The organism is Streptococcus sp. HMSC071D03 (assembly GCF_001812125.1).
Classification (GTDB): Bacteria; Bacillota; Bacilli; order Lactobacillales; family Streptococcaceae; genus Streptococcus; species Streptococcus pseudopneumoniae_N.
In genome coordinates this window covers 1-12,337 of the sequence record NZ_KV807816.1, presented here as the reverse complement: position 1 = coordinate 12,337, position 12,337 = coordinate 1, and the positions used below count along the sequence as shown (strand labels likewise).

At 33.8% G+C, this 12,337-nt stretch carries 13 protein-coding genes; 6 read left to right on the top strand and 7 right to left on the bottom strand.

What is annotated here, in order from left to right; translation table 11 throughout:
- From HMPREF2837_RS09740 to rpsD, 3 genes are all read left to right on the top strand, one after another.
- Positions 1-209, top strand: a 209-nt coding sequence (locus HMPREF2837_RS09740) for a hypothetical protein (RefSeq protein ID WP_075230904.1), incomplete at its 5' end; no start/stop codon positions are given.
- Positions 210-356: 147 nt separating this feature from the next.
- Positions 357-1,724: an ISLre2 family transposase gene (locus HMPREF2837_RS09735; protein WP_061087892.1), complete on the top strand. Its 1,368-nt coding sequence runs from the start codon at positions 357-359 to the stop codon at positions 1,722-1,724.
- A gap of 455 nt (positions 1,725-2,179) precedes the next feature.
- Complete coding sequence (rpsD, locus tag HMPREF2837_RS09730; RefSeq protein ID WP_000092756.1) at positions 2,180-2,791, top strand: 30S ribosomal protein S4; 612 nt, start codon at positions 2,180-2,182, stop codon at positions 2,789-2,791.
- A gap of 95 nt (positions 2,792-2,886) precedes the next feature.
- On the opposite strand, the gene HMPREF2837_RS09725 is transcribed toward rpsD, so the two are convergent.
- Positions 2,887-4,050 (bottom strand): tyrosine-type recombinase/integrase, encoded by a 1,164-nt coding sequence (locus tag HMPREF2837_RS09725; RefSeq protein ID WP_075230903.1) that lies wholly within the window; start codon positions 4,048-4,050, stop codon positions 2,887-2,889.
- Between the two features lie 56 nt (positions 4,051-4,106).
- Positions 4,107-4,646, bottom strand: coding sequence for a helix-turn-helix domain-containing protein (locus HMPREF2837_RS09720; RefSeq protein WP_075230902.1), 540 nt, complete (start codon positions 4,644-4,646; stop codon positions 4,107-4,109).
- A 172-nt stretch (positions 4,647-4,818) separates the two neighbouring features.
- Here HMPREF2837_RS09720 and HMPREF2837_RS09715 point away from each other — a divergent pair, with 172 nt between their 5' ends.
- Together HMPREF2837_RS09715 and HMPREF2837_RS09710 are read left to right on the top strand one after the other, a co-directional pair.
- Positions 4,819-5,115, top strand: a complete 297-nt coding sequence (locus HMPREF2837_RS09715; protein WP_075230901.1) for a hypothetical protein — start codon at positions 4,819-4,821, stop codon at positions 5,113-5,115.
- A gap of 147 nt (positions 5,116-5,262) precedes the next feature.
- The gene (locus HMPREF2837_RS09710; protein ID WP_186823225.1) at positions 5,263-6,804 is read left to right on the top strand and encodes a phage/plasmid primase, P4 family; all 1,542 of its coding nucleotides are present in this window, start codon (positions 5,263-5,265) and stop codon (positions 6,802-6,804) included.
- Positions 6,805-7,513: 709 nt separating this feature from the next.
- Here HMPREF2837_RS09710 and HMPREF2837_RS09705 read toward each other — a convergent pair.
- The 5 genes from HMPREF2837_RS09705 to HMPREF2837_RS09685 are packed head-to-tail and all read right to left on the bottom strand — an operon-like array spanning position 7,514 to position 11,439.
- Positions 7,514-8,617 (bottom strand): DUF6287 domain-containing protein, encoded by a 1,104-nt coding sequence (locus tag HMPREF2837_RS09705; protein ID WP_075230899.1) that lies wholly within the window; start codon positions 8,615-8,617, stop codon positions 7,514-7,516.
- A 6-nt stretch (positions 8,618-8,623) separates the two neighbouring features.
- Positions 8,624-9,361: a hypothetical protein gene (locus HMPREF2837_RS09700; protein WP_075230898.1), complete on the bottom strand. Its 738-nt coding sequence runs from the start codon at positions 9,359-9,361 to the stop codon at positions 8,624-8,626.
- A gap of 10 nt (positions 9,362-9,371) precedes the next feature.
- Positions 9,372-10,166 (bottom strand): hypothetical protein, encoded by a 795-nt coding sequence (locus tag HMPREF2837_RS09695; protein ID WP_075230897.1) that lies wholly within the window; start codon positions 10,164-10,166, stop codon positions 9,372-9,374.
- Between the two features lie 3 nt (positions 10,167-10,169).
- Positions 10,170-10,607 carry a DUF6568 family protein gene (locus HMPREF2837_RS09690; RefSeq protein ID WP_075230896.1) on the bottom strand — a complete coding sequence of 146 codons (438 nt, stop codon included), beginning with the start codon at positions 10,605-10,607 and terminating at the stop codon, positions 10,170-10,172.
- On the bottom strand, positions 10,600-11,439 hold the full coding sequence (locus tag HMPREF2837_RS09685) for an excalibur calcium-binding domain-containing protein (RefSeq protein ID WP_075230895.1): 840 nt from the start codon (positions 11,437-11,439) through the stop codon (positions 10,600-10,602). The genes HMPREF2837_RS09690 and HMPREF2837_RS09685 overlap by 8 nt, the downstream gene beginning before the upstream one ends.
- 186 nt (positions 11,440-11,625) lie before the next feature.
- On the opposite strand from HMPREF2837_RS09685, the gene HMPREF2837_RS09680 reads away from it, so the two are divergent.
- The gene (locus tag HMPREF2837_RS09680; protein WP_075230894.1) at positions 11,626-11,952 is read left to right on the top strand and encodes a helix-turn-helix domain-containing protein; all 327 of its coding nucleotides are present in this window, start codon (positions 11,626-11,628) and stop codon (positions 11,950-11,952) included.
- Positions 11,953-12,337 lie beyond the last annotated feature (385 nt).

Below are 12,337 nucleotides of genomic sequence, written 5' to 3'. Positions count from 1 at the left end.
AAAAAGAGATTTCGCAGATTATCGAAGCAACCCATCAACCTGAGCAGATTTCAGATGTAGCCAGCTTTGAAAGTTTTGAACGTAAGAAACAATTTCAGTTTACTTTGAAACCAAGCAATCGGAAAAAATTAGATGAGATTGCTAAAGCAGCTGGTGCAAAGTCTGCATCAGATTACCTTGATAAACTGATTGAAAACCTATCACTATAAATATAAATATAATTGTAATTATAATTTCAATCAAAAAACCTTTCCTTATAGGGAAGGTTTTTATCTTTGCTGACAAAAAATATTTGAACTCCTGAACTAAAATCTCTATACTTTTTTATTATGATTTTAGTTGGGAGTGTTTTTATTTTGGATACAAAAATTATTGATGAAAGAGAATTTGTAGAGAAATTTAAAGATAAAAATTTACAAGAATTTCATAAATTTGTAAGCGACTATGACAACTATATCGCACCCACAATGAGAGCTAGAGGGTACAAATTTGTAAACTATGCTGAGAGAACCGTTACTTTTACGTTTGGCCAGGTAACTTTTTCAAGAAGGCGCTGGTATAAGAATGGGAAATGTAGAATTCCAGTAGATGAGAAGTTAGGTCTAGAGAAACGTATTGCCTATTCCAAAGAATTGCTATATCAGATCACTAAACTAGCTACAATGTTACCATATCGGAAAGTAGTGGAAGTCATTGAACTAATGTACCAGGTTTATATCACTAAAGACACGGTGTTAAAAGCAATAAAGCTAGCAAGTCAGTTGTTAAATGAGAAAGAAGATTATCGATTCTATAGCGATGAAGTACCTGTCAAAAAAATTGAGACTCCTGTTATTTATCTTGAAGGAGATGGTGTCTGGATAAAGGTCAGTGGACGTGAAAAGGAACAACAGAATAAAGAGTTATCTCATTTTGTCATCCATACCGGAACGGAGGTGTACGGAAAGAGGAAAATTTTAAAAAATAAGGTCGAAATTGTGTCACCCAATAATCGAACAGCAAGAAAAAGAGTAGTAGATTATATTTATAATCATTTTAAAATTACGTCAGATACTCTACTTGTGACAAATTCAGATATGGGTCACGGATATACTCCACATTTATTTAAGGAAATATCACACGATCTAGGGATAAAGCATCATCAACATTTTTGGGATCGATACCATATAAACAAAGAAATAAAAAAGTTGGTCAAACCGTATTCTGTAGAGCTACTAGAGCAATTTATGAAAGCCATAGATAGCCATTGCAAGAAGACACTGAACACAGCTATTGATACACTAGAATCACTCGTCCTACTTAATCAGAACGAAAAGAAGATTGATACTTTTAAGGTTTTTAAGAATAGAATCCTTGGAAATTTTAAATATACGCAACCTCCTGAACAGAGGAATCTAGATACAGCAAGTTTAGGAATTATGGAAAGTCAGCATCGTAAAATCAGTTATCGGATGAAAAATAGAGGAATGTATTGGTCATTAAATCATGCAGATGCTATGTCCCATCTTATTTTGTTGTCTTACAATCAAGAACTCCGAGATTTATTTTTTGGTGATTGGAGAAATGAATATGAAAAATACCACTCAGAAGGAATGAGTAGTGCAAAAGTACGCAAAAAGATCGATCAAGCTCCAAGAAGTTTAGGGACGATTGTAAATTCTTCTTGGAAGGGCCGAAAACAGAGAGATAAACAACGATTTGCAGGCAAAAAAATCAATAAATAAAATGTCATAAACTCAGTAAACTCTTGACTTATAGTAATAAAAATTGTATAATAATTTTATCAATAAAAAAAGAGGCACGCAGCAACGTACCTCTCATAAAGATAAACAATTGGGTCTTGTTTATCAGTAAGATTAATACTATCAGAAATTTTAGTAGATGTCAAGGCTGAGCAAGTAAAATTGTTTAGCCTTGTTTTTACATTTCCGTTTTTGATGTATTTTTTTACTACCTCAAAAAAATAGACACAAACTAAAGCTTAAAACCCCTTTACAAATCTAACCATTCATGGTACAATATCCTTTGTGTGAAATATCAGCAGGAAAGCATGAAGCTCGTCAACAGGTGTCTTATGATAAGTAACCTTGGCTGTTTAGGCGAAGGGCATCTGCACGAATCAGGGCTTTCTAAGTGACTATTTCCACCGAAATATTATTTATATCAGGAGGACATTCACATGTCACGTTATACAGGACCATCTTGGAAACAAGCTCGTCGCCTTGGCCTTTCACTTACAGGTACAGGTAAAGAATTGGCACGTCGTAACTATGTACCAGGACAACACGGACCAAACAACCGTTCTAAATTGTCAGAATACGGTTTGCAATTGGCTGAAAAACAAAAACTTCGTTTCACTTACGGTGTAGGTGAAAAACAATTCCGTAACTTGTTCGTACAAGCTACAAAAATCAAAGGCGGAATCCTAGGTTTCAACTTCATGCTTCTTTTGGAACGTCGTTTGGATAACGTTGTTTACCGTCTTGGTCTTGCGACTACTCGTCGTCAAGCTCGTCAATTCGTAAACCACGGCCATATCCTTGTTGACGGAAAACGCGTTGATATCCCATCATACCGTGTAACTCCAGGTCAAGTGATCTCAGTTCGTGAAAAATCATTGAAAGTTCCAGCTATCCTTGAAGCAGTAGAAGCAACTCTTGGACGTCCAGCATTCGTATCATTCGATGCTGAAAAATTGGAAGGTTCATTGACTCGCTTGCCAGAACGCGATGAAATCAACCCAGAAATCAACGAAGCACTTGTCGTTGAATTCTACAACAAAATGCTTTAATTTTAAGAAATATCTTACAGAAAGCCTACAACAGTGGGCTTTTTGCTTTGTCTTAAAACGTTGATTTCTGGGTTTGTCATCATTTTTGTCATCACTTATAACGAACTTACAGCTTTCTCATAAAATGAGACGGCTGTTTTTGCTTTTTCTTTGGAGAGATGACTGTAAGTGTCCATAGTCATAGCTAATGTAGAATGACCTAGACGGTGTTGTAATTCTTTATATGGTATTCCAGAGTTTAGTAAAAGACTAGCGTGTGTGTGTCTAAAACCGTGGAATCCAATATTAGGTACACCAGCATGTTTGAAACGTGTGTTTAAACGAGTTGATAGTGTTTTATTGTTTGGATATTTATGAATAAAATCTGAGAAGACAACAGTTTCAGTTCGACCAAGTTTCCAAGCTTCTTGTCTTTGTCTTTTTTGATACACTTTTAAGACCTCTATAGTTTGTGGGTCAATATCAATTGTGCGATAACTTGCCTCAGACTTTGGGCTGTTAATCTCACCTAAATGATTTAGTGTCTTTGTAATATTCACAGTTGCATTATGTAGGTCAATATCTGACCAGTGTAGAGCTAAGGCTTCGTTAATACGGCAACCAGTAGCAAGAAGAAACTTATACAAAGTAATTTCATAGATATTTCTATATATTGCTAAGTTAGCCTCTTCTAAATAGCTGAGAAATTGCTTTAACTCTAAGTTATTAAAGTGTTTTACTTTGTTTCTACTCTTTTTTATTTTACGAGGAAGAATAACTTCACGAGCTGGATTTATATCAATAATCTGCATTGTCACAGCATATTGTAGGATACGTTTATTTAGCGCGTGAATTTTATCATAGTGTAGAAATGCACCTTCTTCTCTTTTGTTAGCACGTAGAGCTAGTTGATTAACAATGCGTTGGATAGTTGGAGTAGTTAACTTATCTAACCTATAAGAACCAAATAAAGGAATTACATGGTTAGCTAATAGTCGTTTTACTGAATCTTGCGTATTTGGTTTTACTGTGTGTTGATAGCTTTCCCACCATAGTTGAGCTACTTCTTCATAGCTTGTTAGTGAGATTGTTTCCTTTTTAGTACAGCCATTATTTTGGAATTCAGTCTTAGCTAATTGAGCTTTTTTCTTCAGTTCAGTTTTTGTTCTAGCTGTCAGATTAGCTTGTATTCTTTTTCCAGTTGTCATATCGATACCAAGATATACCCTAGAACGATATACAGTGCTACCATTTTGTTTCTTGATTTCTGCTATTTTCATTTCTTAACCTTTCTAACATCAGTAGGCAAGCTGTAAAAGGTTATGAAAAATAGTTATTATGATTTGTGTCTAGAACGAATACCTTCAATTAGTATTTGTAGAGCGGTTAAGTCTTCAGTTGTGAGTGCTTGACCATCAATAGTTATTTTTACATTCTTTCTAAAGATATAATCAAGGTTGATTTTAATATTCTTTCCATTAATAATATCTTGGCTAATATCTTTGTATGTTTTTAACTTTGAGAATATGGATTCACCATTTCTTAATTCAATTAAATCTTTTAAAAGTTGCTTCTCTTTATCGTTATGAACTGAATCCATGTTGATATTTTTGATTATATCATCAATATATTTGCTAGCCAATGTTTGATATTCAATGTAGTATTCATCGAACTCTAATCCATCTTGTTCGCATTTTTCTTTTATAGAGAATGAAGCAATGCTTTCAGTAATTTCAAAGAGTTTAGTTAAACTGGGAATCTTTTTCTCATTTTCAATTTGTGAGATATAAGACTGTGATACATTTAGGTCTTCAGCAAGGCTTTTAGTAGTTACATCGCCTTCTGTGCGGTATTTTTTAAGATATGCTCCTATCATATTTAACCTCCGTTTAATAACTTTAGTAATATTTTAGCACAAAACTCTTGACATGTAAATATAAAACTGATAAAATGCAAAACATAACCTAAGTTAATTAACTTAGTTAAGGAGGCAGGCTGTAATAGTTATGAGAGGATAGTTGTGAACAAATAGGAAAGAAGGAGGATATATGTATAGTATACCACAAGGGATATTATCTCAAGAAGCAGAACTAGCATTGTTGGGAAGGATTGAGTTTTTAATAGATGATTATCTATCACACGCAGTGCTTCCATCTCGCAGTGACTCGTTTGGCTTGATTCAACAGAAAGAGTTAATCAAAGAACTAGGTATTAGTTTAGTGACTCTGCATGAATGGGAGCGTTTGGGGTTAACCAGATACTGTCCACCAATAGAAGGAACTCGCAAAGTTTTCTATAAGAAATCAGATGTTATGAAGTTCCTTTCAATTACTAGAAAGGAGTAACTATATTGTATGAAATAATAAAAAATATAGTTGAAAAGTCCTATGATTACATGAAATACATAGGAAGTTGTTGCCATGTTGAATCACAGATTCAATTGCTCAAATACACTATACAGTGTGATGTTTATAAACAAAAGGAACATGAATATGTCAATAATTAAGATTAAAGCGAAAGATTCTGTATTAGAATCAGACTATGAATTTGAAACTTACCCTGAGAGTGCCATTCAATCTTTTGATAACTCTACTCCATTAGATAAATATAAGGATGCATGGCAAACATATAAAAATAAGGTAATTGACTCTAACCCACATATATCCGTTTCAGAAAAAGAGAAGCAGAAAAATAGAAAACCTTCTTTTCATATTATGGCAGAATTCTTAACGGCTCATCTCATTGTGGTTAGTATAGCTGAAATAGAGGATGCTGGGGAAGGTAGCTTATTTGTGTACAATCCAAAAGAGGGGATTTATCAACCTGCTTGGGATATAGTTCCTAAATTAGTAAGAAGATTAGAACCTTCTTTTAGGAGTGCTGATATATACGAGACCATTTGTGCACTAAGTTGTAGCTGTAAAAATGTAAGTATATATCAAGGTTTACGTTACATAGCTTTAGGGAATTGTATTTATGATACTTATTATCGGTATGGAATGAAATACAGTCCTTCAATTGTGTTTACACATAAGGTACAAGTAAATTATAATTCAGAAGCAAATTCTCCAGTATTAGGTGGTTGGTCTATTGATTCTTGGTTAGCTGAACTGTTTAATAATGATGCTGAACTAATTCACTTAGCATGGCAAACAATTTTGGCAGTGATACGTGGTTATGCTGATGAGAGAATTATTTGGCTGATTGGAAAAGGAGGAACAGGTAAAGGTAGTTTCCAAGAGTTGTTAATTAACTTAGTAGGTAGGATTAATACAGCCTCCATGAAACTAATTGAATTAGATGGCAAAAATCGTTTTGCCACTTCACAGTTAATAGGTAAACATTTAGTTATTGGAGATGATAATCCTATTGATAAGGTGATAACAGACCCTTCTACTATGTTTTCTCTAGTTACTCATGATATTGTCACAATCGAAAAGAAAGGCAAACAGGCCTATTCTGCTCGACTTACTCCTGTGATTGTTCAATCATCTAATCGATTGATTAAGATTCAAGGAGACAAAGAAGCTATAGCAAGAAGAACTTTCATACTTCCCTTCGTTTCTGAATTTAACAAAGATGGTTACAAGAGAGAAATAAAGCAGGTTTATCTAAAACGTCATGATGTATTAGAATATGTATTGAAGAATGCATTAGAATATGATATCAGTGATGGATTCAAGGATATCAGTCATCACCCTGCTATTCAGGAAATTCATGGTAAGTCTATGACAAGTGTTGAACAGTTTTCATATTATCTGTTTAGTCGTGTGAAATCTACTTTCTTGCCGAATTCATTTATGCTGTGGGCATATAAACAATTCTGTGAGGGAAACGGTTTAGAACGAGGAACTAAGGAAGCGTTTCACAAAGAATTAAAAGAAGCACTTCCAACAAACTGGGTATTTAAGCCAACACTATCTACTTGTAAAGATTTTGATGAGGGTGATTCTGATTATTTTATTCATTCTGAGCCTTTTAATTTGGATACTGCAAAGAGACATAAGGGATATGTATTGAGGTCATGCTCTTGATACACTTGAAACAGTAAATTCCATTTCTATTTTCAATTTTATTTGTTTTATTTATCCTAAGAAGTTAGAAATTAGTGTATCAAGTGTATCATTCTAGAGATATACAAAGTGTGAACGACTAGCTCGCCATGAGCGAAAGCAAAGGAGTGAAACACTTTGTTAAGTACCAAATACGCCTAATTTATTCCATGGTCTAATTGACAGCAAGAAACAAGGCACTCTCGTACAAATGAACTGTCCATCCGAAAAACTAAAGCCTTTCGTCTGAGACGTTCTTAGCGTACTTTGTGCCTACTTACTGTCAATTTGCTTTCACGGCATAAAGGCGTATGCTTGTGAGATAAAATAGAGAATGAAAATAGCTATTTAAAGAGGTTTTACATTATAGAATTTCATACTTTTGTAGTGTTGTCTTAATTCAGCTATCAGTTTGTACTGTACAAATGTATCAATTTATCTTTTTGTGTTTGTGGTTAGTAATGCGCGTGATAATGGGATTTCTAAGGGTCGATTAAAAAATAGAATAGTAATGGATGTATGTGAATTTTGCTATTCACCGATTAACTCTCTATATCAAAAATGTGTTAGTAGTGTGGAATTGTCTGAAGGAGGTTCATGTGATATAAAGGATATACAAAATCCCTGCAATGAGTAATTGCAGGGATTTTTAGGTAACTAGGAAAACTTTGTAAGTATAGGGAATGTTGTTTTAGTCTATTTTGTAGTAGACAGCTTTTTCATCAGATGGATGTGTTTGAGTAATGATAATTCTAGTTTTACTTTTATCAGTTGGGTCTTCGATTGATACCATTTGGTTATTCTCAAATCGTTTCATAGGTATACTTGTTCCAGGGGGATATATTCCCATTGCAGCTCCTATAGGTCCTGAGCTGACACTAAAACCTATGTGTCCATCGCTTCCCATGCCTGACTGAGCTATCTGTCCTCCTTTTGTTAACCCATTCTTATTAAACACTATTTCATATCCTAGTTCATTCCTCCAAGTACCAGCAATACTAGAGTAGTCTCCATGTAGAATAGCCTGTGTATCAATTTCTTGTGTTGTATTTTCTGTGTGCTTTTCTTCTGTGGGAGTCGTGATAAGTGTGGCATCAGTAGCAACCCAGAATTGAAATTTTTCAGAGTCTTCCATGATTTTGACTGTGAAAGTAACGGTTGCTCCTTCTTGCCATCCCTCAATCATAGATTTCTTAATTTGTACTTGTACACCAGTTATAGGAGCATTACTAGCTTTTACCCAAATAGTATGGTATGCTTCTAGAGCTTTAAAATGTCCTACGTATGCTTCCCAAAACTTTTGTCGTGTTAGTTCTGCTGTGAAGCGATATAGTTGACCAGTTTTTAACCTACCATCGTTCTCCATGTCTCGAAGCTCTTCCGCTGTCGTATCTATTATACTATCTTCAGTTGAGCTAGAGCTTGTGGTAGATGTGCTGGATGAAGAGCTGGATGATGCAGAGGAACTAGAAGTAGTATAGGAGCTTTGTTGTGAAGATTGATTATCTACTGTTTCTATATGCCTATCTGGATGTTTAAAGAATAAAAAAGTAGCTCCTATAATGGTAAGAAGTAGAAGTGTAATTGAGGTTATAAGAATCCAAAGCTTGTTGCTCTGTGGTAGAGGACAAACTACTACATGATTCTGATTTTGGTAAACTTCAACAATATCGTTTACTTTAGGATGAAAAGTTAACTCATTGATAGGAACATCTAGAGTCTCGTTTGTGTGGAGTCGAATGATAATATGTGTATCTGAAACGTGAATAATTTGGTTATATTTTTTATTTTTCATGAAGTATTAGTTTTCGTACATATAGGCAACCATGAGAGGTAGCGTTTTTGTGGCTTTGAAGACCGTTTCATAACTTTGTCTCCCTTTTACTAGTCCGTATAAGGTTATATGGTCATCTTCGGCTATAACTCTATTGTTGTATTCAGAAGGAATAGAAACCAAAATAATTTTATCATAGTCATCATTTATGGCTACACGCAGTGTATAGGCTTTCCCATCTTCCATAGCTTGTAAAACTTTACCATATACTCTTACTTTAGTATCTACGGCTATTTCATCATGATTCCACTTGTTATAGTCTACTTCACTATAATTTGCTTTATCATTATCTACAGTAATCTTAGGTTTTGATGGTACTGAGGATGAGGAACTGGAACTACTTTCCTTTAAGGAAGATGAAGAGGTAGAGCTACTTTTTTTGGATGATGAAATTTGTTTTGATGTTGAACTTGAAGTTGTTTGATTGTTTGAAATTTGTTCTTTAGTATTTATAAAACTTATAACAATAATTACAAACAGTAATAGTAGAGTGACTATAATTCCTATTTTTTTATATTGGTTCTTTTTTTCTATGTTGTTCTTGTTGATGTCGACTTTTATGACAATACCTTCATAAACTTCTACATAGTCCCCTATACTAGGTTCAAAGTCACAAGATTCAATAGGAATTTCCTTTAAACTTCCATCTTCATAACCTATATAAGCAGTATCCTCAGTTATTTTAATAATTTTCCCTATGTTCATTAGTACTCTCCTATTTTAATATTCCAGAAAACTTAACTTCATCAGGTGCCATTACATAACGATTCACAGCGACTTCTTCCCCACTGAGAGTGTAATAGAATCTAGGGCTATTTACTCCGTGGGATTTAGCAATTTTATATAAAGATTTGTTTAGTGCACTGATAATTGCTCTAAGTTCTTTATTTGAATACGAAGCATTATTTTCTGTGAGAATGATTCTGATGCCAGGTGTTACAGATGTTTTTTCCATTTCGAGCATATTTGCTCCTAACTGCGTATTTACTTTATCTACACCCTCTTGAATTGCATTATAGAAAGCATCTAAATCTACTTTTCTGTTTTCTTCATTAGATTTTTTCTCAGATTCTTTAGATTTTTTCTCTGCTTCCTCTTTCAATTTTTTCTGTTTTTCCCGTTCTTCTTGTTCTTGTCGCTCTTTTTCTTCTTTAATCTTTTCGATTTGTTTATTAAGTTTTAATTCCACTTCGTTTACACGGGAGGACAAACTACTAATTTTGTACTCGTGGTCGTTTGGATATCTATCTTCTAGGTATTTAATTTCCTTTTTAACAGATGACAATTCACTATCATCAGAAACAAGCTTCAAAGCTTCCTCTAACGTTATATTTTGTTTTATATTTGTTGTGTTATTTTCTAGTGCTTCAACTAGCTTAGTAACACGTTCCGTATCTTTAACATATTGTTGATTACCATAGCTTATTGCAATATAAGCAAATAATCCAAATAATAAAGTAAATATCACTAGAAAACCTACAATATATTTAGAAATTTTTTCTTGGTTCATTATTTATTCCTTTCTTATAAATGATTCAATCACTTCAACACTGGCTTGACTTGCTTTCGGTAATATGTCATATACTGTACCATTTGTGAAGTAAGTGAGATTGGGGATTGTTTTGAATCCTACAGTTGTTTTGAAGTTATTCCAACTTGTCTTATCTATATTCTCACTATCCAAGTAATACACAGTTGTCTCAGTTTTATCTACTGCTTTTACTAGTTTTGGAGCAAATTCTTGGCAATATGGACAACTTTCTCTACCTGTGTATAGGTAAAAGCTCTCTTGATGTTGTATTTTCTGTTCTACCGCCTCTATACTTATCTTTGGGAATCTGTTTACAGCTATCTGGTAGTCTGTTTGTGGCTGAGTGGTTAAGCATGCTGTGAATGTGACAATTATAATAAGTAGTAGTGACAGTAGAATAAGAACTTTTTTACTATTCATCACATCCGTATCCGTCTTTGTCTCTATCTAACCATGGACCGTATTGTGGGTCACTAGCAGGTATGTTTACACGTCCTGCTTTGCGTGCTTCCTTACAGTTTTTGAACGGTCTTAAATTTGATTGTGTAGCAGGCGTAGACGATTGTGTAGGAGTAGTTGTAGTGTGAGATGAAGCTTGTTCTTGCTCTTTTTCTCGTGAAGATGCTTTCCTTTCCTCCTCTTTTGATTTGGAGGCTTCAATACTTGCTTTTTCCTCTTCTTGTGCTTTTTCTGTTTTTCTCACTTCATTGATTACTAACGAACCTTTATCGATTGAATCATATTTTTCTAAAGATACTGTATTTCCTGTATAGACCATAAGTTCATTCATTTTCACAGCTAGTGATTCAGGTGTACGGATAAGAAGCTTCTTACCTGTTATGTTGTACTCACGATATTCATCTTTTTCTTCAATCCCAATTACCTCGGCTTCAACTTCGTAGAGTTTATCTGTGTTAGAGAGTTTGTGTGCTATCTCTCTCAGTGCTTTGGCTCGCAGTATGATTTTAATTTGTGGTGTATTTAGATAAGCATCTACAGCTATATGTCCAGTTGGGGACCATTTCTCTATTTTAGAGCTAGTTTCACTACTAGATGATGAAGTAGAGGAAGATGAACTAGACTGTTTAACTTGTGAAGACTGTTTGACAGAATCACTAGCCTTGGTTTGAGCTTGTGAGTGTTTAGTGCTACCGCTAGTTAGTAGTGTGAAGAACAAACTGAGGATAAGCAATAGTACAATACCACCTATAATCTTTTGTTCTTTGCTCAATTCCTTGAGCTTTTTAATCATATATATGACCTCCTATACATTAACTTTACTTAATGAAATAAAATAAATATTTCCCAATAGTTATAATTATATCACACAAACTTTAACAATAGAATATGTTTTTATTTAATATTAAACTATAGAGAATGTAAACCTGATTGTTTAATCTATAAGATAGATAGTAGATTTAACATAGAGGGTAAAGGAATGGATGATATATTAGAAACTATAAGTAATCAGATACGAGATTTACGAGTTTCAAAGAAGATTACACAGCAAGAATTAGCAGAAAGAACAAATCTAAGTGTTCCTTATATCAGTCAAATAGAGAATAGTCACAGAAATATCTCTTTGGAAACTTTTGTGAAGATTGTTGATGCTTTAGAAGTTCCGTTGAGTGATTTTTTCTTACCTTATTCTGTCCCACAAGATACAGAGATGATGGAACTGTTATTGAAGATTCAGAAACACCCACAGCATAAGATGATTGTTCATAAGGTGATGGAAATACTTGAATTAAGCCAAGATAAATAGAGTAAAATAAAAAGCACCTAAACGGTACTTCTTACTTGCCTACTGAACTCATCACCATGAAATTTGTACTCCTTTTTGTCCACCTTGGAGTAAAGTTTAATCTATTTTATTTAATATGTAAATTCTAAAAATACTACAGAATCAACATTTATAAAGCATATCAAAGTGTAATTTATACTAAATCTATTCTACAACAAAATGCTTTAATTTTAAGAAATGTCTTACAGAAAGCCTACAACAGTGGGCTTTTTGCTTTGTCTTAAAATTAGATTATGAAAAACTAGCTAACTTTACGTGAATTACAAACTTATAATCGATAACATTACAGACTCAAAAACACAAGACAGAAACCAAAGCCCTTCTTTCCCCCTTTCTCTGCTATACT